This is a genomic window from Tumebacillus flagellatus (assembly GCF_000714935.1).
In the GTDB taxonomy this organism is placed as follows: domain Bacteria; phylum Bacillota; class Bacilli; order Tumebacillales; family Tumebacillaceae; genus Tumebacillus; species Tumebacillus flagellatus.
This window is the reverse complement of sequence record NZ_JMIR01000016.1, coordinates 1-22,439: the sequence shown is the minus strand read 5'-3', so window position 1 is coordinate 22,439 and position 22,439 is coordinate 1. Positions and strand designations below refer to the sequence as shown.

28 protein-coding genes and 2 tRNA genes are annotated in these 22,439 nt (G+C 57.5%); 9 read left to right on the top strand and 21 right to left on the bottom strand.

All coding sequences use genetic code 11. The features are described 5' to 3' along the window. Nucleotides 1-95: 95 nt before the first annotated feature. From dprA to EL26_RS11885, 5 genes are all read right to left on the bottom strand, one after another. Nucleotides 96-1,208, bottom strand: coding sequence for a DNA-processing protein DprA (dprA, locus tag EL26_RS11900; RefSeq protein ID WP_052036293.1), 1,113 nt, complete (start codon nt 1,206-1,208; stop codon nt 96-98). 115 nt (nt 1,209-1,323) lie between these two features. Then, nucleotides 1,324-2,229 carry a succinate--CoA ligase subunit alpha gene (gene sucD, locus EL26_RS11895; RefSeq protein WP_038088808.1) on the bottom strand — a complete coding sequence of 302 codons (906 nt, stop codon included), beginning with the start codon at nt 2,227-2,229 and terminating at the stop codon, nt 1,324-1,326. Between the two features lie 24 nt (nt 2,230-2,253). Continuing rightward, on the bottom strand, nt 2,254-3,411 hold the full coding sequence (gene sucC, locus EL26_RS11890; RefSeq protein WP_038088805.1) for an ADP-forming succinate--CoA ligase subunit beta: 1,158 nt from the start codon (nt 3,409-3,411) through the stop codon (nt 2,254-2,256). Between the two features lie 131 nt (nt 3,412-3,542). After that, nucleotides 3,543-3,710 (bottom strand): FmdB family zinc ribbon protein, encoded by a 168-nt coding sequence (locus tag EL26_RS25510; RefSeq protein WP_161780716.1) that lies wholly within the window; start codon nt 3,708-3,710, stop codon nt 3,543-3,545. Between the two features lie 86 nt (nt 3,711-3,796). After that, a complete protein-coding gene (locus tag EL26_RS11885) occupies nt 3,797-4,042 on the bottom strand; it encodes a hypothetical protein (protein WP_038088802.1) in 246 nt (81 codons plus the stop codon). Nucleotides 4,043-4,176: 134 nt separating this feature from the next. Between EL26_RS11885 and EL26_RS11880 the strand changes: the two genes are divergently transcribed. Next, nucleotides 4,177-4,653: a nitroreductase family protein gene (locus tag EL26_RS11880; protein WP_338010856.1), complete on the top strand. Its 477-nt coding sequence runs from the start codon at nt 4,177-4,179 to the stop codon at nt 4,651-4,653. 136 nt (nt 4,654-4,789) lie between these two features. On the opposite strand, the gene EL26_RS11875 is transcribed toward EL26_RS11880, so the two are convergent. Together EL26_RS11875 and EL26_RS11870 are read right to left on the bottom strand one after the other, a co-directional pair. After that, complete coding sequence (locus EL26_RS11875; RefSeq protein ID WP_038088799.1) at nt 4,790-5,224, bottom strand: hypothetical protein; 435 nt, start codon at nt 5,222-5,224, stop codon at nt 4,790-4,792. Nucleotides 5,225-5,290: 66 nt separating this feature from the next. Continuing rightward, nucleotides 5,291-6,514: an MFS transporter gene (locus tag EL26_RS11870; RefSeq protein WP_038088797.1), complete on the bottom strand. Its 1,224-nt coding sequence runs from the start codon at nt 6,512-6,514 to the stop codon at nt 5,291-5,293. A gap of 66 nt (nt 6,515-6,580) precedes the next feature. Between EL26_RS11870 and EL26_RS26460 the strand changes: the two genes are divergently transcribed. Further along, a complete protein-coding gene (locus EL26_RS26460; protein ID WP_052036292.1) occupies nt 6,581-7,030 on the top strand; it encodes a molybdopterin-dependent oxidoreductase in 450 nt (149 codons plus the stop codon). 111 nt (nt 7,031-7,141) lie between these two features. Then, a complete protein-coding gene (locus EL26_RS11860; protein WP_038088794.1) occupies nt 7,142-7,561 on the top strand; it encodes a hypothetical protein in 420 nt (139 codons plus the stop codon). On the opposite strand, the gene EL26_RS11855 is transcribed toward EL26_RS11860, so the two are convergent. After that, nucleotides 7,548-7,766, bottom strand: coding sequence for a hypothetical protein (locus EL26_RS11855; protein WP_038088791.1), 219 nt, complete (start codon nt 7,764-7,766; stop codon nt 7,548-7,550). The two genes, EL26_RS11860 and EL26_RS11855, sit on opposite strands and share 14 nt — an antisense overlap. A gap of 553 nt (nt 7,767-8,319) precedes the next feature. Here EL26_RS11855 and EL26_RS11845 point away from each other — a divergent pair. Continuing rightward, a complete protein-coding gene (locus tag EL26_RS11845) occupies nt 8,320-9,849 on the top strand; it encodes a YifB family Mg chelatase-like AAA ATPase (RefSeq protein ID WP_038088785.1) in 1,530 nt (509 codons plus the stop codon). Between the two features lie 109 nt (nt 9,850-9,958). Further along, nucleotides 9,959-10,690 carry a polysaccharide deacetylase family protein gene (locus tag EL26_RS11840; protein ID WP_052036291.1) on the top strand — a complete coding sequence of 244 codons (732 nt, stop codon included), beginning with the start codon at nt 9,959-9,961 and terminating at the stop codon, nt 10,688-10,690. On the opposite strand, the gene EL26_RS11835 is transcribed toward EL26_RS11840, so the two are convergent. Then, a complete protein-coding gene (locus EL26_RS11835; protein WP_038088781.1) occupies nt 10,691-10,927 on the bottom strand; it encodes a hypothetical protein in 237 nt (78 codons plus the stop codon). It lies immediately after the preceding gene. A gap of 81 nt (nt 10,928-11,008) precedes the next feature. Continuing rightward, on the bottom strand, nt 11,009-11,272 hold the full coding sequence (locus tag EL26_RS11830; RefSeq protein ID WP_038088779.1) for a YneF family protein: 264 nt from the start codon (nt 11,270-11,272) through the stop codon (nt 11,009-11,011). Between the two features lie 125 nt (nt 11,273-11,397). Between EL26_RS11830 and EL26_RS11825 the strand changes: the two genes are divergently transcribed. The 3 genes from EL26_RS11825 to EL26_RS11815 all read left to right on the top strand — a co-directional run bounded on the left by EL26_RS11825 (nt 11,398) and on the right by EL26_RS11815 (nt 13,679). Next, nucleotides 11,398-11,922: a GNAT family N-acetyltransferase gene (locus EL26_RS11825; RefSeq protein WP_038088777.1), complete on the top strand. Its 525-nt coding sequence runs from the start codon at nt 11,398-11,400 to the stop codon at nt 11,920-11,922. Between the two features lie 180 nt (nt 11,923-12,102). Next, nucleotides 12,103-13,077, top strand: coding sequence for a hypothetical protein (locus EL26_RS23755; RefSeq protein ID WP_052036290.1), 975 nt, complete (start codon nt 12,103-12,105; stop codon nt 13,075-13,077). Nucleotides 13,078-13,103: 26 nt separating this feature from the next. After that, complete coding sequence (locus tag EL26_RS11815) at nt 13,104-13,679, top strand: hypothetical protein (RefSeq protein WP_038088775.1); 576 nt, start codon at nt 13,104-13,106, stop codon at nt 13,677-13,679. 66 nt (nt 13,680-13,745) lie between these two features. Here the strand turns inward: EL26_RS11815 and EL26_RS11810 are convergent, their stop codons facing one another. From EL26_RS11810 to EL26_RS11770, 9 genes are all read right to left on the bottom strand, one after another. Continuing rightward, complete coding sequence (locus EL26_RS11810) at nt 13,746-14,222, bottom strand: YraN family protein (RefSeq protein WP_081857152.1); 477 nt, start codon at nt 14,220-14,222, stop codon at nt 13,746-13,748. Between the two features lie 70 nt (nt 14,223-14,292). Continuing rightward, nucleotides 14,293-14,577, bottom strand: a complete 285-nt coding sequence (locus EL26_RS11805) for an EscU/YscU/HrcU family type III secretion system export apparatus switch protein (RefSeq protein ID WP_038088771.1) — start codon at nt 14,575-14,577, stop codon at nt 14,293-14,295. Nucleotides 14,578-14,599: 22 nt separating this feature from the next. Then, nucleotides 14,600-16,459, bottom strand: coding sequence for a flagellar hook-length control protein FliK (locus tag EL26_RS11800; protein ID WP_038088768.1), 1,860 nt, complete (start codon nt 16,457-16,459; stop codon nt 14,600-14,602). An 18-nt stretch (nt 16,460-16,477) separates the two neighbouring features. Next, entirely contained in the window at nt 16,478-17,320 is an 843-nt protein-coding gene (locus tag EL26_RS11795) for a ribonuclease HII (protein ID WP_152559254.1), read from the bottom strand. An 85-nt stretch (nt 17,321-17,405) separates the two neighbouring features. Further along, entirely contained in the window at nt 17,406-18,332 is a 927-nt protein-coding gene (ylqF, locus tag EL26_RS11790) for a ribosome biogenesis GTPase YlqF (RefSeq protein ID WP_052036289.1), read from the bottom strand. Nucleotides 18,333-18,354: 22 nt separating this feature from the next. Next, nucleotides 18,355-18,909 (bottom strand): signal peptidase I, encoded by a 555-nt coding sequence (gene lepB, locus EL26_RS11785; RefSeq protein ID WP_052036288.1) that lies wholly within the window; start codon nt 18,907-18,909, stop codon nt 18,355-18,357. A gap of 77 nt (nt 18,910-18,986) precedes the next feature. Continuing rightward, entirely contained in the window at nt 18,987-19,334 is a 348-nt protein-coding gene (rplS, locus tag EL26_RS11780) for a 50S ribosomal protein L19 (RefSeq protein WP_038088766.1), read from the bottom strand. Nucleotides 19,335-19,477: 143 nt separating this feature from the next. After that, a complete protein-coding gene (locus EL26_RS11775) occupies nt 19,478-20,623 on the bottom strand; it encodes a C40 family peptidase (RefSeq protein ID WP_038088763.1) in 1,146 nt (381 codons plus the stop codon). Between the two features lie 140 nt (nt 20,624-20,763). Beyond that, nucleotides 20,764-21,582 carry a deoxyribonuclease IV gene (locus tag EL26_RS11770; RefSeq protein ID WP_038088758.1) on the bottom strand — a complete coding sequence of 273 codons (819 nt, stop codon included), beginning with the start codon at nt 21,580-21,582 and terminating at the stop codon, nt 20,764-20,766. A gap of 98 nt (nt 21,583-21,680) precedes the next feature. Here EL26_RS11770 and EL26_RS11765 point away from each other — a divergent pair, with 98 nt between their 5' ends. After that, entirely contained in the window at nt 21,681-22,037 is a 357-nt protein-coding gene (locus tag EL26_RS11765; protein WP_038088756.1) for a L,D-transpeptidase, read from the top strand. Between the two features lie 64 nt (nt 22,038-22,101). On the opposite strand, the gene EL26_RS11760 is transcribed toward EL26_RS11765, so the two are convergent. Further along, nucleotides 22,102-22,186 (bottom strand) — tRNA-Leu (locus EL26_RS11760). A 110-nt stretch (nt 22,187-22,296) separates the two neighbouring features. Beyond that, a tRNA-Cys gene (locus EL26_RS11755) sits at nt 22,297-22,371 on the bottom strand. Between the last annotated feature and the right edge of the window lie 68 nt (nt 22,372-22,439).

Genomic DNA, 22,439 nt, shown 5'->3' with positions numbered 1-22,439 from the left:
AAGCAATATGTACCAATATACTACACAGTATCCGTTGGTTTGTCACGGAGTTTGTGTTCCTCTGCCTAACACTTTATTCGTTTTCGTCATTAATTTCAAGATCGGATGTAACGAGCGCCCGGCAGTGCATTCACAACTCCAAGAAATTGCAACTGCAACAGCTGCGTGTGCAAAACGCCCGCCGGAAGCCCCGTTCCCAGCAGCAGATCGTCAACATGACGCTCAAACGGGCCGAGGATTTCAAGGATTCGCACAGCTTCAGGCGAAAGGTTGGGCGGGAGGTGCGAATGGCGAGCCGAACGGACGGAAAGTGGTGTCTCCCGTGAGGAGACAGAGAGGAGATGGAAGTCTTCGAGGATGTCTTGCGCGGTCTGCACCAGTTTGGCTCCTTGCTGGATCAACCGGTGCGTGCCGACGCTCTGGGCAGACGTGATCAATCCGGGAATCGCGTACACGTCGCGGCCTTGCTCCAGCGCTTGGTCCGCCGTGATCAGCGAGCCGCTTCGCTCTCCTGCTTCCACGACGAGAACGCCTTGCGAAAGTCCGGAGATGATGCGGTTGCGGGCGGGAAAGTTGCCGGGGCGCGCATCCATGAGCGGATGGTGTTCCGACAGCAAACAGCCCTGCCCGTTTGCAATCGCTTGAGCCAACCCCCGGTTCTCGCGCGGGTAGAGTTTCAAAAGCCCGCTGCCGAGCACGGCGATCGTGTTTCCCCCGGCGCGCACCGCCGCTTGATGCGCCACGGTGTCGATGCCCCGCGCAAACCCCGAGACGATCGTGAGACCTCTTGGAGCGAGTTCCCCGACCAGTTTCCGAGCGACTTGCCTGCCGTATTCCGTGGGGTTGCGAGAGCCGACCACGCCCAGGGCAGTGTCTCCTGTAGGTGGAATCTCCCCCCAAATGAACACCCCCGCCGGCGGGTCGTAGAGCTGGTGCAGCACTTCGGGATATTCCCCGTCCAGCACGCTGACGAAGCGGATGCCCTGCGGTTCATACAGCTTCCGAAACGCAACCGGGTCAAATGTTTCCCGGCTCTTTGCGAGTGCGCGCGCGATGTTTTTTCGTACCCCCGCCCCGCGCCACATCTCTTCCCAATCTCCCGCCCAGACGGCCTGCCAAGAGCCGAAATAATCGTGCAGAGCCCGCACGCTGACGCCTCCCGCGCCCTGGGTCGAACACAGCCAGAGAATCACATCCTGATCTCCCATCTCCAAGTCTCCCCTCATGATGTGTTGGAAAAAAACGAACGGTCACGCGGCTTCTGCACTTCCAAGAAGATGCAAAAGAGGCTCCCTCTGCGGGAGCCCCTTTGGACGGTGTTGCTTATTTTTTGACGAGAACTTGCTCGTACATGCCTTTTTCTTTGAGCAGGGCGACCATGGTGGAACCGAGGTCGGACGGGGTCGGAGCCACTTTGATGCCTGCTGCTTGCATCGCAGCGATCTTCTCAGCCGCGGTGCCTTTGCCGCCGGAGATGATTGCGCCGGCATGACCCATGCGCTTGCCCGGAGGTGCGGTTGCGCCTGCGATAAAGCCGACAACCGGCTTGGTGCAGTTCGCTTTGATCCACTCAGCCGCTTCTTCTTCCGCGGTGCCGCCGATTTCGCCGATCATGATGATCGCGTCGGTGTCCGGGTCGTTTTGGAACATTTCCAGAACGTCGATGAAGTTCGTGCCGTTGACCGGGTCGCCGCCGATACCAACAGCGGTCGATTGGCCGATGTTCTCAACGGTGAGCTGGTACACAGCTTCGTAGGTCAAGGTGCCGGAGCGGGAAACGACGCCCACGCGGCCCGGGGTATGGATATAGCCCGGCATGATGCCGATCTTGCACTCGCCCGGCGTGATGACGCCCGGGCAGTTCGGCCCGATCAGGCGGGTGCGCTTGCCTTCCATGTAACGGCGCACTTTCACCATGTCGAGAACCGGGATGCCTTCGGTGATGCAGATGACGAGGTCGAGATCTGCGTCAACCGCTTCCATGATGGAGTCAGCTGCGCCGACCGGCGGAACGTAGACAACCGCGACGGTCGCGCCGGTTTTGTCTTTCGCTTCTTGAACGGTGTCAAATACCGGGATGCCGTCCACTTCCGTGCCGCCCTTGCCCGGGTTTACGCCTGCAACCATCTGCGTGCCGTACTCAACAGCGCCTTGAGCGTGGAAACGGCCCGTTTTACCGTGCAGGTTGATGGTCATAACCTTTGTGTCTTTGTTGATCAAAATCGACATTGGAAACCCTCCTTCGGTCGGAAATTATTTCACCAGTTCGACGATCTTCTTGGCTGCGTCTGCCAAGGAGTCCGCTGCGACGATGTCGAGACCGGATTCGTTGAGCAGTTGCTTGCCTTTTTCGACGTTCGTGCCTTCCAGACGAACGACGAGCGGATGACGAAGGGACACTTCTTTCGCAGCTGCGATAACGCCTTCCGCGATGGTGTCGCACTTCATGATGCCGCCGAAGATGTTGACGAGAATGCCCTTGACGTTCGGGTCCGCCAAGATGATCTTGAACGCTGCCGTAACTTTCTCGGTGGTCGCACCGCCCCCTACGTCGAGGAAGTTCGCCGGGGTGCCGCCGAAGTGGTTGATGGTGTCCATCGTCGCCATCGCCAGACCTGCGCCGTTGACCATGCAACCGATGGTGCCGTCAAGCGCGATGTAGGTCAGGTCGAACTTGGAAGCTTCGATTTCTTTCGGATCTTCTTCGTCCATGTCGCGCATTTCCAAGATGTCCGCATGACGGAACAGCGCGTTGGAGTCGAAGTTCAGCTTCGCGTCGAGCGCGACAACTTTGCCGTCGCCGGTCACAACCAACGGGTTGATTTCGGCGATGGAGCAGTCGTTGTCAACAAACGCGTTGTACAGCGCCTGCATGAACTTGACGGCTTGGCCGACGAGTTCCTTCGGGATGTTGATCGCAAACGCCAGTTTGCGCGCTTGGAAAGCGGACAGGCCGACAGCCGGGTCGATCGCTTCTTTGAAGATCTTCTCCGGGGAGTGTGCTGCCACTTCTTCGATCTCGGTGCCGCCCTCTTCGGACGCCATCATGACGACGCGCTGCGTTGCGCGGTCGACGACGAGGCCGATGTAGTATTCCTTCTTGATATCGGACAGCTCTTCAACCAAGAGGCGTTTTACAACTTTGCCTTCCGGACCGGTTTGGTGAGTGACGAGGGTCATCCCCAAAATTTGTTCCGCATATGTACGAACTTCGTCCAAAGTTTTCGCAACTTTAACGCCGCCGGCCTTACCGCGACCGCCTGCATGGATTTGCGCTTTCACTACACCTTTGCCGCCGAGTTCTTCTGCGATTGCTACTGCCTCATCTACAGTGAAAGCCACACGGCCATTCGGAACAGCGACGCCATACTTTTTCAAGACGGCTTTGCCTTGATACTCGTGAATGTTCATTCCGCTTCCTCCTCCACATTCTACGTCATTTCGAAATACGTTTCGAAATACGAAAAGATCGGTTATTCACCAAAACCTAATATTCGACTTCATTCGTCACGTTCCTGCCAGGGGCCAAATAGTCGCAATACTCACTTAAACTTCTGCTCGCTGTCGTATTGGACACGGGCTTTGCACGCTTCGCAGACATGGACAGGCGCGTCGGTGAACTTTGCTTGGTTCAGCTCTTCGACGGCTGTTCCGTCAACTTCCGACGTACTGCCGCACATCGTGCAGCGCAGTGCATACTCATTGGCCATGAAGTGGTCACTCCTTCGCGAAGAATGGTCACAGATGGTATTTAGTATGCTGGTTTCCGCCCAAATCATCCCCGCAGGATGCGCAACTACCGGTTGACCGTCTTGACTCCCTTGTCCGTCAAGCCGGACTTGTCGCTCTCCCAGTTCTCGTCCGTGTCGTCCATGATGTCCAGAATCCGGGCTACGACTTCCGCGATCGTATCGCGTCCGTACAACTCATCGCCCAATTCCTTCTCCATCGCGTCCATCACGTCCAAGACGAACTGTTCCTCTAGATAGAGTTCCTTGGAAACTTTTTGAACGACCATCTCGCGAACGGCAGCCTTCTCCATGCGTACAGCCTCCCTTACAAAAACTCCTCTCCTATCATACCTCTGGAAACCCGCTACTACAAGCACGAGTCATCATGTACAATACATCATATAAGAGTACCTGAATGCAGGAAGGAGCAACGCTTGTGAACGTTATGGACGCGATCATGACCCGACGCAACGTCAAGCTTTTCAAACCCGACCCCGTTGCACGCGAGAAAGTGCTGGAGTGGCTGCAAGCGGCCGCCTATGCGCCGAACCACCGGATGACAGAACCGTGGGAAATTCTCTGGATCGGCCCGGAAACCCGCGCGCAGATCCCGCACAAAAACAATTTCGGCGGCGCCCCTGTCCTGCTCGCCGTCCTCTCGACGCCGGGCAGCACCCCTGTCGACCGCGACGAGCATTACGCGGCCGTCTCCTGTTTCCTTCAAAACTTCATGCTCGCGGCGCACGCCGAAGGCGTTGGAACCGGCTGGTCCTCCGCCGGCCTTTCGGAAAAAGTCCGCGAGCTCCTCGGCGTCGAACCGGGTACTGAAGTCGTGGGCCTCATTCCGGTCGGCTACCCGGAAGTCACGCCCGCGCCGAAAGACCGCGCGCCGATCACGGCCAAACTCAAAGAGCTGCCGTAAAACAAGAGTGCAAAAAAAGTGCAAAAAATCGTCTCTCCGCACGGAGCAACGCTTCCCCCAAACGCCTCCCTCACGGACCAGCGCGCAAAAAAACGCCGCCCCACACGCGTGGAGAGGCGTTTTTTCTTATTTCGGCTTATTTCGGTTTGATCGGTCCGTAGGTCTTCTCCGGCGCGTTGTCGAGCTGGTACCACGTGCCGTGGTATTCGAAACGGTCTTCGAAGAGGTTGACGATGCGCTTGCCGTTCGGGGTATCCGCGACAAACGTGACGACCGGCGCGCTTTTCACCGGGTCTTTGATGTCCATCTTCGCGGCACTTTTGAGCACCGGTACGAGGATGGCGGCTTTGTCCTTGGCTTCTTGGTCTTGGAAGACCCAGTTCTTCGGCAGGTCGGACGTCGGCTTGGTGATCATCTCCAAACGGGTGGCGTTCGACAAATCGTCAAACGTGGCCGGCGTTTGCTGGTTCGATTGTTGGGGACTGGCAGTGCCGGATTGATTTCCGGGAGCACAGCCGGGCAGGGCGAGGAGCAGGGCTGCTCCGAGGATGAGGGTCCAAGTACGACGCATGGGTGTTTCCTCCGATCACAAGGGGTAGTTCTCCACCCCTTACTTTCTCTCTCCGCCCGCCGCTTGTCAAGCCGTTGGCGCCAATTCCCGGCGCGGGTCCGGCACGACGAAGCGCAGCCAAATCGCGTTGACCAGCAAGAACGTGCACGAGACGAAGAACAACGTCGAGATGCCGAAGTGACCGCCGATATACCCGCCGACGTTCGGCCCGCACAAGTTGCCGATAAACATCGCCGACGTGCTGTAGCCGAAGATCCGCCCCTGCATCTCCAGCGGCGCCACCGAGCGCAGGAGGGAGTTCACTTGCGGCATCAAGCCGCCCATGCACATCCCGAGCCCGAAGCGGCAGATCATCAACTGCCACGGCGCCGTGACGAACGCTTGCGGCAAGTACATCAGCGCCGCGCCGCAGAGTGCAAGCAGCAGCACGCGCTTGTACCCGATCCGGTCGCCCAGTCTGCCAAGGCGCGGCGAGAACAGAATGTTCGCAACGCCCGTCGAAGCGGTGACCATTCCGGCGAGCAACGCGACGTTTTGCGAAGCCGGCGCCAATTGCGAAACATACACCGACATCAGCGGGTCGATCATCATCATCGAGAACGTGATCAAAAACGCCACGACAAACATCGGCCAAACGGGTTTGAGCGAGCGCAATTCCGCACCGAGTCCGCTCAAGCGGCTTTTTTTCGGAGTGTCGGTTGCCAGTTTGGGTTCCGGTTTCTTGAACTCTTCCTTCACGAGCACGAACACGATGCCCGTGGCGATCAAGAGCATGCCAGACGTTACGAGAAACACGTGGCGGAACCCGAGGAAGTTGGCGAGCACGCCGCCCAGCAGCGGGCCGATGATCTGACCGGAAACGCCGCCGGTCGCCAGCGTCCCGAGCGCGTAGCCGACATGCTCTTTCGGCGTGTTGGACGCCATCAGCGAGACGGCTGCCGGAATGAAGCCGGAGACGACGCCCATCGCGAGGCGCAAGAAGAACAATTGCGTCACGTCCGTGGTAAAGCCCATCAAGCACATGACGATCGCCATGCCAAGCGAGGAGCGGATCAGCATGACTTTGCGCCCGGTTTTGTCAGAGAGCGCGCCCCAGATCGGGGCAAAGATCGCCGAAGCCATGAACGTGGCGGAAAAAACCAATCCCGCCCAGCGGGTCAACGACTCCGGATCGGTGACGCCCAAGTCCTTTATGTAGAGAGGCAAAAAGGGCATCACCAAGCTCATCCCGGCCATGACGGTAAAGTTGGCAAACCAGAGGACGATCAAGTTTCGTTTCCAAAGTTGCATGGACTTTCCTTCTTTCAATGTTGTACAATCACCTCAAGACAAAACGAACTGGCAGGTGAACCTCTCATGTCTACTTCTCACGAGTTTCTCGTTCAAGTGCGCGGTCTGGTCACACGTGAAGCCGACTTGCAATATTCTGACTTCACAGAGGGTGTTCTCGGTCCGCAATTGGATGTAAACCCTATTGTACCTCAGTTCTCGGGAAAAGGAACTCCGTTTTCTTCGCTCCTCGAAATGGTTAAACCGCTCAGCGAGTGCACACACGTGATCTTTCACGCAAGCGACGAATTTCAAGCGACGATTCCGCTCTCCGAACTGGACAGCGCTTTGCTGTTGTTCCAACAAGACGACAAGCAGCTCAAGAAAGGCTTCCCCGTGCGTCTGCTCGTCCCCGACGGGTCCAGCGAGTGCTTGAACGTCAAGTCGGTGGTCAAGATCGAATTCGTTGCCCACAGAGAGCCGGGCGAGCAAGCGACGTTCGGGTTCAAGAACCTCGTGAAGCCGTCTGAACTGTAAGAGCCCCCGGAGTTCTCCTCTCACTGGAAAAACCCCCGCTGGTGACGCGGGGGACGATATGATACATTGGTACAAAGGTCTACCTATTGTTACAGGAAAGGGTGGTGCCCGATGAACCAACAGGATTTTTGCTGTGGAATGACGATGGTCGCACTCCTTCGGAGCATCTACTCGGAAGGCGGCGTGTTGGTGCATGATGTCCCGATGCTGGTCTGCCCCACTTGTCACAAGAGCCACATCGTGCCGGATTTGGAGTTCGACTACATCATGCTCACCCACTACTGCGAGACGGACCGCGTGAAAGTCACGTCGTTGCGCGACGCGGTCGGCGAGAGCAAAGTGGCAGACGCGCTCTCCAAATATCCGGAAGATGAACGGATTCGCACCGGACGCCGCGTGGTGCCGCAACAGATCGACTCGGTGCTCGACTTGATCAACGTCGCCAAGGGCATGGGTGATCAAACCTGGCATGACGAGCTGATGGAGCAGTTAAAAAAATTCTCGTCCTACCAACAGATCAGATCTCGCTGAAATCCCCCGCGATGTAGTTGTGATGGTAGTTGCGCAAGTGGGTTTTGTACGGGACGAGATTGTGCTTTTTGCAGAAGTTGTCAAACTCCTCGCTCGACATCTCCTTCTCGACGATGGCGCTGTTTTTCGGATAAAAGCCATCCATCGACTTGTCGTGCTGCATCATGTGGTGGAAGGCATCGTTGTACAACTGGACTTTGAACATGGACGGGCCTCCTCCTTGCTTCGAAGTATCTCTAGCATATGTCGTTCGGACAAAACGTAACGCCCCCAACTTTTACCGTCGGGGGCGTTTACGATTTCTCTTCGTCTTCAGTTTTACAGGCCGCGTTGAGCATGACTCTCTCCTTGTTCCTCTGTCGATTTGAGACCTTCACAGGATTCGCATCGGTTTTGGGATCGGCGGATTTCGTCACCCTCGAAGAAGCCACCACAGTCGAGGCACACGTATTCCAACCCTTTCACCTCCTTTACAAATAACTCTACTTCCATTATAAACGAAACTCTCCACTTGTGCGACAAGCTCTTTCGGATCGTAGAAATATTGTCACACATCTCCACAGTGCCAATCTCCTCATCCCTCACCCTTCTATTCATATGCAGATGTCGACGATTCTGTACAATTCCCTTTTCTTTTTTGACGAAAACCCTCGAAAAATTCCATACGTGTGCGGGAGAAGCCCTTGGGTGGACCTTTGCACGAGAGAGCCTTCGGGATCTCTTACTTCTGGTTGCACAGTTGCAGGAGGGGTTTAGACATGTATGCACAAGTAAACACGTTGGCTTTGTATGGCTTGCAAGGTGTCGTCGTGCAAGTGGAAATCGACTTAGCGCAAGGGTTGCCTGGTTTTGAGATCGTCGGGTTGCCGGGACACTCGGTACGGGAAGCGAAAGACCGGGTGCGGGCGGCGATGCGCAATTGCGGGTTGGAGTTTCCACAGAAACGCATCACCGCCAATTTGGCGCCCGCGCATCTGCGCAAGGAGGGTTCCGGCTTTGATTTAGGGTTGGCGCTCGGCATCCTCGTCGCCGAAGAGCAAATTCCCCCGCAACGGCTCAACGGTGTCGCACTTGTCGGCGAATTGGCGCTCGACGGAACGCTTCGCTCCGTGCGCGGGCTGTTATCTCTGGCGCTCGGCGCTCGGGAACACGGGTTTTACACGCTGGTCGCCCCCGCTTCCTGTGCGCAAGAAGCGGCGCTCGTCAGCGGGTTGCAAGTGATCGGTGCCGAATCGCTGCGAGACGTCGTGCTCTGGCTCATGGGAAAAAAAGAACTTCCCCCCGTCCGCCCGCACGATTCGGCAGAACCTGCCCTCCCGTCGGGCCGTGAGGATTTTTCCGAGATCAAAGGCCAACCGCATGTGAAACGGGCGCTCGAGATCGCCGCGGCCGGCAATCACAACATCCTCCTGATCGGGCCGCCGGGCAGCGGCAAGACGATGTTGGCGAAGCGGGTGCCGACGATCCTGCCCCCGCTGACGGCGAGAGAGTCGCTTCAAGTGACGCAAGTGCACAGCGTGGCGGGTTTGCGGACGGCCAACGGCGGCTTGATGCAGACCCGGCCGTTTCGCACGCCGCACCACACGATCTCAAGCGGCGGCTTGATCGGCGGCGGCACGATTCCAAGACCTGGCGAAGTGAGTTTGGCGCACGGCGGCGTGCTGTTTCTCGATGAGTTGCCGGAGTTTCGCAAGTCGGTGTTGGAGATGTTGCGCCAACCGCTCGAAGACGCGCAGGTGACGATCTCGCGGACGCAGGCGACCTATACGTTTCCCAGCCGTTTTTTGCTGGTGGCGGCGATGAATCCCTGCCCGTGCGGGTACTACGGGTCGGATTACAAGACCTGCTCCTGCACGCCGGTGCAGATCGCGAAGTACCAAAGCAAAATCTCCGGTCCGCTGTTGGATCGAATCGATCTGCATATTGAAGTGCCGCGCGTGACGTACCAAGACATCGTGAATCAGACGCAAGAGCCGTCCTCCCGCGACATCGGCGCGCGGGTATTGATGGCGCGGGACGTGCAGGCGAAGCGTTTTCCCGATCGAACTTCGCCTTACAACGCCTCGATGTCGTCGAGCGATACGCGCTTTTTTTGCGAGTTGGGGCCAGATGCGCGGTCGTTGTTGGAGAAGTCGTTTGACGTGCTCGGGCTGTCGGCCAGAGCGTATGAACGCGTCTTGAAAGTGGCGCGGACGATCGCCGATCTGGCGGGGAGCGCGGCGGTGGAAGAAGCGCATGTGGCGGAAGCGGTGCAGTATCGTTCGTTGGACCGCCATCCGACTTTGTGAGAGGATGAAACGAACGGTCGGCTTAACAAGATTTGTGCGTTGCGGAGACTCCCCGAAAAGTCGTATTCTAAGGAAGAAGATTTGAGTGCCAGAGAGAGGAGAATGCCTCATGCGCAAATGGTTCTTGTTGTTGTCTGCGCTGCTTCCTGTGGTCGTTCTGCTCCCTGCTCACCCCAAAGCGGTGGCGGCTGTGGAACCGACCGTCTCGGTCGTTCCCCCTCAGACGGTCACGCTGACGTTTGACGACGGGCCCGACCCGCGCTTTACCCCGAAGATTTTGGATATGCTGAAAAAACGCCACCTGCAAGCGACGTTTTTTATCGTTGGCAAAAACGCGTTGGAACATCCGGATTTGGTCAAGCAAATTGAACAAGACGGTCACACCATCGCCAACCATACCCTGACTCACCCGCACTTGGAAACGATGAAACCGGGCGGCGTCACGGCGGAATTGCAAGGCGGCGATGCCGCACTGACCTCTGTACTCGGCCCGAGCTTTCCCGTCCCCCACTTCTTCCGCCCGCCGCGCGGCAATGTGTCGCCCGCGATTCTCAACTCCACCGAACAGTTGGACAAGCAGTTGATCCTCTGGAACGTCTGCGTGGAAAACCACACGACGACCACGCCGGAACAAGTGGAACAGCGTGTGATAAAGCTGATTCACGAACGACACGGCGGGATCTTGCTCGCTCACGACGGCGAACTCGACCGAACGCTGACCGTGAAGTCTCTGCCGCGCATCTTGGACGATCTTGCGCGCGACGGCTACCGCATCGTGCCTTTGCAGGAGTATCTGAAAGACCAACAGCAAACCGTATCCAAAAACTCGCTGGGCGTGTGACTAGCGAGTTTTTTTGCGTGGAAAAGGTTTGGGTGTGGTGATGCGTCCGAGCAAAAAACCGACGGCAACGCCCACGGTGATCCAGAGCATCGCGGCGGCTGCGGCGAGGCCGTGGGCAGCTTTGACAGCGAAACTGCCGAGCAAGAGCACGAGCAGCAAGAGGAGCGGGGCGAGCAGCAGCCGCGGATTGCGGCGCAGGCGCGTCTTGAACTTCCACAGCGGGGACCCGATTTTCATCCGAGCATCCCTCCTTTCCCCTATCTATATGAGGAATGAAAAAACGGCATGTCTGCACAGGCGCAGGCATGCCGTTTTGCTTTATTTTTTCGGAGATTTGGTCGGTTGTTTCTTGGCGTTGGCTTTGGTCTTGGATTGGTTGGATTGCGCGTTCTTCATGCGGCGCTGAATCTGTGCCAATTGCTTCTGGTTAAGGTTCATGCCCATGCCCTTCGCCATCGCTGCGATCTCCGAGTCGGACATCGTCATGTTCTGCATCTTGTTGCGCAGGTAGTAGACGCCGCCGAGCGCGCCCAACACCAGACCTACAATAAAGGTACCAATTGCTATAAGAGTTGTTGCCATTGAGAGTTAGCCCCCTACTTGTCTTATCCCTAGTAGTATACTACAGAACTTGTTGGGAATTCCACTGTTGTCCAAACTCCTGTAGAATGTATGAGAGAGGAAAGATTCGGGGAGGACGTGACGTGATGGACAACAAGATTCACATTCGGCCTGTGCGGGCGAGCGATGCGGAGCGAATTTGGGAGATCGGGTTGCAGGATGACGTGTTGCCGTATGTGCTGTATACACCGAGCATGCGGCTGGAGACGGTGCAAGAGCAGTTTGCAAAGCCGCAACCTAACAGCCATCAGTTTGTTGCGGAGATCGACGGGCGCGTGGTCGGACATATCGGGCTGTCGGTATTCCAAGGGCGGCGCGCGCACATCGGATACCTCTACTTGTTCGTTGACACCGCCGCGCACGGGCAAGGGGTCGGCACGGCGATGCTGAAAAAAGTGATCGACCTCGCCGACAATTGGTTGCGCTTGGAGCGGTTGGAGCTCGGCGTGCTGTCCCACAACCCGCGGGCGCAGCAGCTGTATGAACGCGTGGGCTTCGTCGTTGAGGGGCGTAAAGTCGGGGCGAACTTTTCGCAGGGGCGGTTTGTGGATGAGATTCTCATGGCCCGCTTGCGGCCGGGCGGCGAGCTCGCAAACAGACAAACAAAATAGGTTGGCAGACGGGACTCCATCGGTGCAGATGGGGTCTTTTTTCTTACGGGGAGAGTATTTTGTTTTGATATTTATTTTTAATACGGTTTATGAAATCTAGTTGACGACATTAACTAATATCTAGTAACATGACTACATAAACATTCATTTCCATTACATTGAAAGGAAGGTGTATCAAGCATGCGTAAATGGTTTAACAGCAAGACCGCAGCATTCGTTATTTTTTCTCTTTTTGCCTTCTTGTTCGCGCCTTGGTTTGCGAACGCATCGTTTGCCGCATCCGCACCGCCCTCCACGCTCAGTCATTATGTCACGTACACGGACACCAACACGTTCTACAACATGGGGTGCTCCCTCGGTACGAAAGACAAGAACGCGGGTCTGACGTACGACAACATCGTCGTCCTCGACTTCGGGCAACCGCTCGTCTCCGGCGGCGTGCAAGGCATGTCCACGTTCGGCAACGGGTTTATCTCCATGGCGGGCGTCACCTCCGCGGTTGAAAACTACGCGAAGGGCTTCTACACCTGCACGGGCTCCAACCCGTCCACGGTTCGCATCGTCGCAGGCACTTCCAACTACGGTTCCTATGTAACGTCCGCTCACGGCGCCGCTCTGGCGGTCGCGGTGAACAACGCAAACTCTTGGCTGTCCAGCCAAGGATACTCCAACTGGATCTCCGCTGCAGGCGGCTGCGACATGGAAACTTCCTGGAACAGCGCTTCGACCACCAAAGCGTGGGCAAACGGCTACAACGGCTCGCATCAATACGGGCTCTATAACTACGGCGATGCCGGCGGCTGCCCGAAATCGCAAGGCGGAACCTGCAACAACGGATGGACGCAAGGCGATGTCTACTACGTGACGTGGGGGGTTCCGGCAGGCTTTGCTCTTCCGGAAATCTACAACACGACCGGCACGAACGCCACCCAGTGGCAACAAATCTCGCTCTGGGGCTATCTGAACGACTCCCAAGGCAAGATCACGTTCTCCGGCGCGATGACACAGTATAACGCTTGTGCCGGCACTTGCAGCGGCACGGACAACACCCCGTCTGCAGGCTGGACCCAGTTGTACAACGCAGTCAACTCCGATTCCCGCACCGCAAGTTCCGTCCGTTGGTCGACCGACATTTCTTGGGGCACCGGCGCTTAATCCACCGCTGAAGGAGGGACAATCCAATGAAGAAACAAGCCTCGAAAAAACAAACGCAGAAAAAGTCTTCGCGCGTCGCGGTGTTGCTCGGGCTCGGTGTGTTGGCACTCGGCATCACCGCGGTTGCGGCGAGCGCAACTTCCCGCGCTCCGATGGACTCGCTTCCGCTCGCCAAGCAAGCGATTGAAGACAACTACGCGAAGTTGAAAGAAAACGCCGCGAAACCGGCTCCGAAATCGACCGACACGTCGCTCAAGCCGGTCAACCACGAGCAACTGCCGACCGGCATTCTCGATTCGTTCACGCCGCCGTTCCATTCGGAAGACGTGACGATCACCAACATGTGGCAAAAGCAAGAGGGCGGCCAACTTGTCCAAGTCTACGCAGGTCAATTGGCGGGCGACACGGATCAAGGCGTGATCATCGTCAGAACGACCGATGCGGACGGTATCACCACCACCGAAGACCGGATCGTAACGAAGGAGAAAGCCGGCTCGATGAAGATCACGGCGGACGGCAACGGCAAGCTGTCGATGAAAGCGGTCAAGGGAAGCTCCTACGAGTTCGATGTCAAAGGCAAAGGACTTGCGAAAAAGCAGTAAGTCAAAGCCACCACGCAAAAAAGACCGGGTTCCTGCGCGGAACACGGTCTTTTTTGCGGTTTTGGGCTAAAACGCATGCGGGAGGTGCCGGATGCTCCGGACTTCTCCGGAGTCACGATCCACATAGACGGTCACGACATCAAAGCGGATGTCCCGATACCCGTTCTCCCCCGCTTCTCCTTCGTAGAGAAAGCAGGAGGCCATCTTCCGTACTTGGCGCTGTTTGCGCCAATCCACCGACTCTTCGGCGGTGCCGAAATGGCGGGTCGAGCGGGTGCGGACTTCGACGAACACCAACGCCCTGCCGTCGGTCGCCACGATGTCCAACTCTCCTCCCCGCCGCCGCCAATTGCGGGCGAGAATGGTGTAGCCGCCGCGAAGGAGGTATTCGGAAGCTACGCCTTCGCCGAAATCTCCGAGTTGCTTGCGGAGGTCGGGCTGATTGCGAGAGCCGTGATGCGCACGAGCGGCGAGCTGCTTGCGAACATCGGTTTGCTCGCGCGGGTCGAGTTGTTTGCGGGTTTCGGGTCGTCGGTTGGTCATGGGGAGGCACCTCTATTCAGTTGTGTATGAAGTTGTGTAGGAAGTTGTTTTTTGGGGGGCTGGAAACTTGTCAACGTTCCCGCTTGTCAAGGCGTTGCACGAAAGCGAGGACTTCCGCCACGACTTGGTAGAGTTCGGCGGGGATTTCTTTGCCGATTTCAAACGCGAGAAGGGTTTCGACGAGCGCACGGTCTTCGTGCATCGGCACCCCGGCGTCTTGCGCGAGGTTCAAGATGTTCTCCGCCACTGCCCCCCGCCCCGAAGCGACGATGCGCGGAGCGGTATCGCGCTCGCTGTCGTACTGCAAGGCGACGGCTTTCTTCGGCGGCGTCGGTTTTTTGTCGTCTGGAGCCATGCGTCCCTCCTCCTTCTTGCCCTTACATTCGCAAATCCAAACGGCTCTGCGTCAACAGCGGCGGCAACAGCGGAAGTTTTTTGCCGTCCTGCGGAGGTTGTTTTTCTTCCACTTTCAACACGCCGAGGTGGAAGCCGACACTCTGCAACTTGTCACGCAAGTCTCGTTGGTCGGCCGCTTCGATGTGCACCGCTTCTTTGTCTTGCGAAACAAAGCGCACGCCGACTACGCGGTCGACGATATGCAAGTGAATGTCCAACTCGCCCAAGTTGGGCATGTCGAGACAGAACAGCACATAGCAGTTCGACGGGTCGAGGCTTTTCTGCCCCGGCCCCTTGCGCGACATGACATGCAACTCCACCGTCTGCTCCCGTCCGTTCATTTGCATCGGCACGGCGGTGAATTGGTAGAAAAGGTCTGACCTTTGCGGCGTCTGCCCCGGCGTGTTCATCAGTTGCTGTCCGGTCAAATTGTTGAGCAGCGTGCTCACATCGTCCGTGAGGGCAGCGTGCCCGGCAGCGGCGAGGTCGGCGGCGGAACGTTGCACGTTGAGGAGCGCTTCCTTGAGGCTTGGGCCTTGCGTTTCGCTCTCCAAACTCCCCAACGCATTCTGTAGCGCGTCATGCACGGCGGGCGCGTCGCTGTCGGACGGCAGACGGCGCAGGGCCGCGCCGAGACGCTCTTCCAGCGCGAGACCGAGTTGCTTGGCTTTGTCGCGCAAGGAATCTGCGGTGGCATCGGGGTCAGACGCGAGGTCGCGCACCGCTTTCGCCAACTGCTTCAAAGCGTCTTGAGCAGAGTCGGAAAGCGGAAGTTTGGCTTCGACAGCATTGCCGCCGGACGGTGTCGGGAGCGGTCGAATCATCTTATTTTCCGGGAAAAAAGAAACGGGTCGCCCTCCGGATGAGTGGTCGGCGGAAGACTCCGGTGCGGTGTTTGCTAAGCCTGCAACGGTCGCGGATTCACCGGCAGCGGGAGCGGTTCGCGCCGACGGAGCTTGCTGGGAGTCCGCCGCCGTTGCAGGTGCGGAAGGCTGAGCTTTGGATGCAGAGCCTCCTGCCGCTTGCGTTTCGGGACGGGAGATTTGTGTGTTCGGCACCGCCCCTGCTGCCGGTTCTGTTGCAGAAGCGGAGGCTTGCGTGTTCGGCGCTGCTCCCCCTGCCGTCTGCGCGGCGGATGAGTTCATTTTCTCCGAGAGAGAGGTTTGAGAAGCGGGCGTTTGCGGTTGTGTCGAGGCGTTCGCGGGTGCGGATGACTCTTCCGTATCGGGAAGCAGAGCGTCCAGCGCGTTGCCGATGTGGGTCAGCAGTTCATGCAGTTTCGGCCCGTTGTCGAGGGCGTCCAGCGCTTGAAAAGTCGCGGGCGAGATCGGGATGCCCAGCTCCGCCATCTTGCCAAGCGTGGCAACTTGCGCGGGGGTCGCAGCGGTGCCAAGCGACTTCAACACTTGCCCCGCCTGCTTCAACGTGTCCGTGTTGAGCGGCAGATTTCGCGACACAAACTCCTGCACCACCGCTTTCATCTCGTCTCCGTCCGGAAGCTGCAACGCGTTCAAGATCGCGGCAAGATCCATCTGCAGGGTCTTCCCCCCGTCCCCGCGCACCGGTTGCCCGACCAGTTTCAACTCCATCGCGCCGCGCATCTGCTCTCCTGTCACCAAGAGGTCAAGTTGATCGCCCGGTTGCAAGTGCGCCTCCACTTGCGCCCGCACCTTGGTGTTGCCGATCATCAGCCATGCGTCCGATTTGCTGTTTCCCAAAAACTCCATCAGTGTCGCCCGCACGACGGTTCCGACCTTCAGTTCCAGTTGTCCGCCTGCGTCCTTGGCTCCTTGGAGCGTCTGCATGACGATCTTCGCCATCTGCCCGGTGGTGATGCGCATCCCGTTCTCCTCCTTTGACTACAACTTCATCTCAAACTCTTCAAACAGCGACCCCTGCACTTGCAGTTTCTTGCCAACCGGGGCAAACGACGTGCGATGCAGCGGGCACGGTCCGTGCTCTTCCAACGCCGCCATGTGGTCGGGGCTTCCGTATCCTTTGTTGCGCTCGAATCCGTACTGCGGATACTGAGCGGCATAGTCGACCATCAAGCGGTCTCGCGTCACTTTGGCGAGGATCGAAGCGGCGGCGATGGAAAACGACGAGGCGTCTCCCTTCACAATCGCTTCATACGGCTGTTTCACGCCGGGAATCTTCAAGCAGTCGGTCAACAAATAGTCCGGCGCGACGGCAAACTGTTGTTCCATCGCCGCCAACGCTCGGCGAGCCGCTTCAAACGTTCCTTGCAGAATGTTATGTTCATCTATATAGTCCACATCCACGATGCCGACTCCATACGCCACCGCACCCGCACGGATCAGGTCGTAGAGTCGTTCGCGGACGTCTTCCTTCACTTGTTTCGAATCGTTCAGCCCCGGCAAGTCGATGCCGTCGGGCAAGATCACCGCCGCCGCCACGACGGGTCCTGCCAGCGGGCCGCGTCCGGCTTCGTCGATCCCGGCGATCCGTTCATATCCTGCTTCCCGGGACATGCGCTCATAGCTCCACATGCGTTCGCGAAACAGTGCTGCGTCGGCGAGGCGTTTTTGTTCCCGGAGGTAGGTTTCGATCAATTTGCGAACTCCGGCGCGCTCGTCGCTTTGGATGGTTTTGATCTGACGGGAGGTGGGGGTGTTGTTGGCAAGCCAGTCCCGCACGTCTCCCACGGTCATGGTTTGAAAGTCAATCGATTTGCGCGGCATGGGCAGACTCCCCTCTGTTTCTATCCCTATTCCATTCGCCAGCCCGCCAGTCGAATCCTGTAGATCCAAGCAAAAAACCACCGTGTTACTCCACGGTGGTTTCTTCCGGCACTGCCGCTTCTTGCTGAATCTCTTCCTCGGTTTCCACTGCTTCTTCCGCTTCCAGTTCGCTCGGGCTCTCCAGCGAGAGGCGTCCGAACTGCCCGCCTCGAAACTCGCGGATCAAGAGTTTCCACGTCGCTTCCATGTCCACGACGTTGCCTTGGCGCAGGAAGCCGCGCTTGCGTCCAATCGTCTCAATCGCTTCCCGCGGATCGTCCGGAAGCGATTCGAGGTTGTAGCGACTTTCCAAAACGCCGCGATACCGCTCGTTCATCAGTTGTACAATGTAGATAGCAACCGGTTCGGTGTCGAGGATTTCCTCCTTGATCGCGCCGGTGGCGGCGAGTCGCAAGCCGACTCTCTGGTCTTCAAACTTCGGCCAAAGAATCCCCGGCGTGTCGAGCAGTTCGAAGTCCTTGCCGACTTTGATCCATTGTTGATCTTGCGTAACGCCCGGTCGGTCGCCGGTCTTGGCAATGGTTTTCTTCGCCATGCGGTTGATCAGCGACGACTTGCCGACGTTCGGGATGCCCAAGATCATCGCGCGGGTTGCGCGCGGGCGGATACCCTTCTTCGCCATCGCTTCGAGCTTCGGAGCAAACAGACGCTTCGCTTCCGCTGCGGCCTTGGGCAGACCTTCGCCCTTGATCGCGTTGATCGGCAGCGCGTCAAGCCCCTGTGCGCGGAAATACTTCACCCATTGGTCGGTGACGCGCGGATCGGCGAGGTCCGCTTTGTTCAAAAGCACCAGACGGGGTTTGTGCTGCACAATTTCGTCCATCATCGGATTGCGGCTCGAAAGCGGGAGCCGTGCGTCCACCAATTCCATGACGATGTCGACCAGTTTCAGCTTCTCGGTGACTTCCCGGCGTGCTTTTGCCATATGGCCGGGGAACCATTGAATGGTCATGAATCGTCCTCCCTTGCTGTCATTAGATGTTGCGGATGTCTGCGAACGGCCACCAGACGAACTCGGCTCGTCCGATGATCTCCTGATCCTTGACATAGCCGACTTGCGGGTCCCGGCTGTCCTTGGAGTTGTTGCGGTTGTCGCCCATCACGAAAATCGTGCCGTCCGGGACGGTGTACACGTTGCCGTTCGGGGCGGTCGGTTCGGCGATGTACGGTTCGTCGAGCTCCTGCCCGTTGCGGAAGACTTTGAAATCCCGCACTTCAATCCGGTCTCCCGGCAGGCCGATGACACGCTTGATAAAGTCCTTGGTTTCGTCGGAGGGGTATTTGAAGACGACGATGTCGTTGTACTCAGGCTTATGTAAGTGATAGACCAACTTGTTGACGACCAGCCGTTCCCGGTCTTGCAAGGTCGGCACCATCGACTGTCCGTCCACCATGAAGATGGCGAACAGGAATTGACGAATGATCAGCGCCAAGACGAACGCGATGACGAGGGACTTGATCCACTCCCACGACTCGTTTCGTTTCTTGCCGGGAGTTCCGGCCGACGTCTCTTGGACTCTCTCGCTCATATAGCGTGCCCTCCTGCCCAGTGACAGATACAAAGAAGGGACTTGTAGCGAATACAAGTCCCTGGTCTTTGCTGAAATTAGCGGATTTCGCGGATACGCGCAGCTTTACCGGTGAGGTTGCGCAGGTAGTACAGTTTCGCACGACGTACGCGGCCACGGCGCATCACTTCGATCTTCTCGATCTTCGGGGAGTGGAGCGGGAAAGTACGCTCTACGCCGACGCCGTAGGAGACCTTACGAACGGTGTAGGTAGCAGAGATGCCACCGCCACGACGCTTGATCACAACGCCTTCGAAGACCTGGATACGTTCACGGTTACCCTCTTTGACTTTAACGTGCACGCGAACGGTGTCGCCTGCTTTGAAAGCCGGGATATCCGAGCGGATTTGTTCCGCAGTGATTTGAGCCAAAAGGTTTTGGTTCATGGTATTACCTCCTCCCTGCAGGCGTTCATATCACGGGCCATAAAAGGTCACCGAACAGCGGACCGCCTTGATGTCACAAACGAAATTATAGCACAGGGTTGGAGGGCTTGGCAACGCCATTTGACGAATACTCTAGAATTCTTTTAACGAATCACCCGTTTGCCGTACAGGAAGTTTGTCGACCAGTAGCCGGTGAACTTCGAAACGGTGACGCCGGTGCGCGGGATGGTGTGCAGAATCTGGTTGTTGCCCATGTACACCCCGACGTGCCCGACCCGACCGTCCGAATAGCGTTCCGGATACTTGAAGAACATCAGGTCGCCCGGTTGCAGCTGCGTTTTCGTCACGCGGGTCCCCAACGCCGATTGCTGGCGGGAGTCGCGCGGCAAGGTGATGCCGTTTTGGCCGAAGATGTACTGCATGAACGACGAGCAGTCCATCAAGCGCGGCGCATCATTGGAATTTGCCCCGAATTTGTACGGCACGCCCATGTATTTCTTGCCGAGTGCGATGATCGCTTGGGCTTTTTTGGCTGCCGTCGCGGATTGGGTCGCAGTCGGCGTTGCCGTTTGCGTTTGCGACGGGTCTTGGGCGTTCGGGTCGACGATCACCGACGGGTCCTGCTGCGCCGGAGTCGCGCTGGTCGGCTCCATCTCGCGCTTGAGCACTTCCGCCGGGAGCGTCAAGATTTGACCCGGCATGATTTCGTCGGTTTTCAAGCCGTTGGCTGCGCGTACCGCCGTGGCCGTCGTGTGATGCGCCTGGGCGATCTTGAACAACGAATCGCCGGCAAGCACTTTGTAGCGGGTCGCCGGCATCTGGATGCGAACCGACCCGTCCGGTGCGTTGAAGTACGCAAAAACGTTGAACACGGAACTCACCGCATCGAGGGAGAGATAGGCGGTGCCGTTCAGGAACTGCGGCGCGTGGATGTTGACGCGCTCGTCCCCTTTCATCGCATGGGTGCCGCCAATGGAGACGCGCACGGTGACGGACCCGTCCGTCGCGGCATACGTTTTGGTTTTTTGGTTGTAGGAGATGGAGTCGTAGTCCAAGATGTGCGCGATATCTTTAAACGGCACATAGTAGAGACCCTTGACCAACACCGGGGAGATCGCCGTCTTGGTGACGCCGTTGATCACGACGCCCGCGCGCGGAACAGCCGAATACCCGGCGGCGGGAAGCGCCTCTTGGTCCGACGCCATCGCGTTGATGGCGCCCGGCAGCGGCATTAAGGTGAACAGGGCGACAAGTGCCAAAGCCATGCGTTTGTTCTTCCGATTGTTCATCTCTATCACCTCAGATACAAGATTCAAACCCACGTGAGTATTGTTTGTGGGCGCGAAGTCTTGCAGTCTGAGCAATAGATGGCAGAAAAGTAAAAGACCCGCCGCAGGGGCAGGTCCATTTCTTGAAGCGTTGCAAGAGATCAGCCGCGCAAAAACGCGATCTCTTCTTTGTACTTTCCTTCCGGTGTTTCCAAGATCAGCGGGAGATCCTTGGCGAGTTCATGGTGGACGATCCGTTTGATGGCGTCGCCTCCGATCGAGCCTTCTCCGATGTTGGCGTGGCGGTCCTTGCGCGAGTTGAACTCGGTCTTGGAGTCGTTGATGTGCCACACTTTCAAGCGGTCGAGACCGACGATGTCGTCAAACCGCTGCATGACGCTGTCAAAATCGTTGACAATGTCGTAGCCTGCCGAGTAGAGGTGGCAGGTGTCCAAACAGACGCCGAGCTTGTCCTTGTGTTTGACAAGCGAAATGATCTCCGCCAACTCTTCAAAGTTCGACCCGACTTTCGACCCGTCACCCGCCATCAGCTCCAAGCAGACGTTGACCGTCTCGTCGCCGGTCAACACGAGGTCGAGACCTTCGGCGATGCGCTTCACGCCGTATTCGATGCCGGAGCCCGTATGCGAGCCCGGATGGAAGACGAGGTGCTTGATGCCCAAGTAGGTGGTCCGCTCAATGTCTTCACGCAGCGTGTTCACGCCGTACTCGAACGTCTCTTCCTTATTGGATGCGAGGTTGATCAGGTACGGCGCGTGCACGACCGGATCGCTCAAGTTGTGTTCCTTCATCAACTCGTACGCTTTCTCGCGGTTGAACAGCGTGATGTCGCGCGCTTTGCCGCCGCGGTTGGAACGGGTGTAGATCATATAAGTGTCCGCTTCGTAGCCGATCGACTCTTGAACGGCTGCGAGCAGTCCGTGTTTGGCAATCGAAACGTTGGCTCCCAATTTCGGCACTGGAAAATCCGCCCTCTCTTGATAGTCTTTCCAAATTGTAGCATAGGTTCCGCCCGCAGGCAAACGCGCATACGCTGTGCAAAAAGGGGGCAGCCCGCATGGCGAACTCCATCCGCATCTCACTCTCCAAGCGCCAATTGAGCTTGCTTTCCAACGGCAAAGTCGTGCGCACCTACCCTATCGGTGTCGGCAAAATCGCCACGCGCACACCGACCGGCTCGTTCACGATCGTCAGCAAAGTACCCAACCCCGGCCGTCGCCCCGGCGGCCCGCGCACCGTCTACGGCGACTACTGGATGGGTCTCTCCAGAAAAGGATACGGCATCCACGGCACCAACAACGAGGCTTCGATCGGCAAATACGTCTCGCACGGCTGCATCCGCATGCACAACAAAGACGTCGTCAATCTCGCCTCCCGCGTGGGGGTCGGCACCAAAGTTCAGATCGTGCCATAATGAAAAAAGCACCTCTCCCAAGGCGTGGAAGAGGTGCTTTCTCATGGTACTGCTCTTAGTAGGTTGGTGCGGGTAGCCGGACTCGAACCGGCACGGGGAAACCCCGACAGATTTTAAGTCTGTTGTGTCTGCCATTCCACCACACCCGCGAGGACAGTATTCAGAATATCACAATCGAAGAACTTTGACAATCCATGTTTGTATAAAAAATCGCAATAAAAAAAACCGGATGGTTAGCATCCGATCTTGCTGTTGCAGTTGGAGGTGGCACCCGGATTTGAACCGGGGAGTGAAGGTTTTGCAGACCTTTGCCTTACCACTTGGCTATGCCACCAAATGAAATGGAGCGGAAGACGGGATTCGAACCCGCGACCCTCGCCTTGGCAAGGCGATGCTCTACCC

Excerpts from the sequence above, each read along its gene's own strand:
- dprA (WP_052036293.1), bottom strand. The coding sequence starts at position 1,208 with ATGGGAGATCAGGATGTGATTCTCTGGCTGTGTTCGACCCAGGGCGCG.
- sucD (WP_038088808.1), bottom strand. The coding sequence starts at position 2,229 with ATGTCGATTTTGATCAACAAAGACACAAAGGTTATGACCATCAACCTG.
- sucC (WP_038088805.1), bottom strand. The coding sequence starts at position 3,411 with ATGAACATTCACGAGTATCAAGGCAAAGCCGTCTTGAAAAAGTATGGC.
- EL26_RS25510 (WP_161780716.1), bottom strand. The coding sequence starts at position 3,710 with ATGGCCAATGAGTATGCACTGCGCTGCACGATGTGCGGCAGTACGTCG.
- EL26_RS11885 (WP_038088802.1), bottom strand. The coding sequence starts at position 4,042 with ATGGAGAAGGCTGCCGTTCGCGAGATGGTCGTTCAAAAAGTTTCCAAG.
- EL26_RS11880 (WP_338010856.1), top strand. The coding sequence starts at position 4,177 with ATGGACGCGATCATGACCCGACGCAACGTCAAGCTTTTCAAACCCGAC.
- EL26_RS11875 (WP_038088799.1), bottom strand. The coding sequence starts at position 5,224 with ATGCGTCGTACTTGGACCCTCATCCTCGGAGCAGCCCTGCTCCTCGCC.
- EL26_RS11870 (WP_038088797.1), bottom strand. The coding sequence starts at position 6,514 with ATGCAACTTTGGAAACGAAACTTGATCGTCCTCTGGTTTGCCAACTTT.
- EL26_RS26460 (WP_052036292.1), top strand. The coding sequence starts at position 6,581 with ATGTCTACTTCTCACGAGTTTCTCGTTCAAGTGCGCGGTCTGGTCACA.
- EL26_RS11860 (WP_038088794.1), top strand. The coding sequence starts at position 7,142 with ATGAACCAACAGGATTTTTGCTGTGGAATGACGATGGTCGCACTCCTT.
- EL26_RS11855 (WP_038088791.1), bottom strand. The coding sequence starts at position 7,766 with ATGTTCAAAGTCCAGTTGTACAACGATGCCTTCCACCACATGATGCAG.
- EL26_RS11845 (WP_038088785.1), top strand. The coding sequence starts at position 8,320 with ATGTATGCACAAGTAAACACGTTGGCTTTGTATGGCTTGCAAGGTGTC.
- EL26_RS11840 (WP_052036291.1), top strand. The coding sequence starts at position 9,959 with ATGCGCAAATGGTTCTTGTTGTTGTCTGCGCTGCTTCCTGTGGTCGTT.
- EL26_RS11835 (WP_038088781.1), bottom strand. The coding sequence starts at position 10,927 with ATGAAAATCGGGTCCCCGCTGTGGAAGTTCAAGACGCGCCTGCGCCGC.
- EL26_RS11830 (WP_038088779.1), bottom strand. The coding sequence starts at position 11,272 with ATGGCAACAACTCTTATAGCAATTGGTACCTTTATTGTAGGTCTGGTG.
- EL26_RS11825 (WP_038088777.1), top strand. The coding sequence starts at position 11,398 with ATGGACAACAAGATTCACATTCGGCCTGTGCGGGCGAGCGATGCGGAG.
- EL26_RS23755 (WP_052036290.1), top strand. The coding sequence starts at position 12,103 with ATGCGTAAATGGTTTAACAGCAAGACCGCAGCATTCGTTATTTTTTCT.
- EL26_RS11815 (WP_038088775.1), top strand. The coding sequence starts at position 13,104 with ATGAAGAAACAAGCCTCGAAAAAACAAACGCAGAAAAAGTCTTCGCGC.
- EL26_RS11810 (WP_081857152.1), bottom strand. The coding sequence starts at position 14,222 with ATGACCAACCGACGACCCGAAACCCGCAAACAACTCGACCCGCGCGAG.
- EL26_RS11805 (WP_038088771.1), bottom strand. The coding sequence starts at position 14,577 with ATGGCTCCAGACGACAAAAAACCGACGCCGCCGAAGAAAGCCGTCGCC.
- EL26_RS11800 (WP_038088768.1), bottom strand. The coding sequence starts at position 16,459 with ATGCGCATCACCACCGGGCAGATGGCGAAGATCGTCATGCAGACGCTC.
- EL26_RS11795 (WP_152559254.1), bottom strand. The coding sequence starts at position 17,320 with ATGCCGCGCAAATCGATTGACTTTCAAACCATGACCGTGGGAGACGTG.
- ylqF (WP_052036289.1), bottom strand. The coding sequence starts at position 18,332 with ATGACCATTCAATGGTTCCCCGGCCATATGGCAAAAGCACGCCGGGAA.
- lepB (WP_052036288.1), bottom strand. The coding sequence starts at position 18,909 with ATGAGCGAGAGAGTCCAAGAGACGTCGGCCGGAACTCCCGGCAAGAAA.
- rplS (WP_038088766.1), bottom strand. The coding sequence starts at position 19,334 with ATGAACCAAAACCTTTTGGCTCAAATCACTGCGGAACAAATCCGCTCG.
- EL26_RS11775 (WP_038088763.1), bottom strand. The coding sequence starts at position 20,623 with ATGAACAATCGGAAGAACAAACGCATGGCTTTGGCACTTGTCGCCCTG.
- EL26_RS11765 (WP_038088756.1), top strand. The coding sequence starts at position 21,681 with ATGGCGAACTCCATCCGCATCTCACTCTCCAAGCGCCAATTGAGCTTG.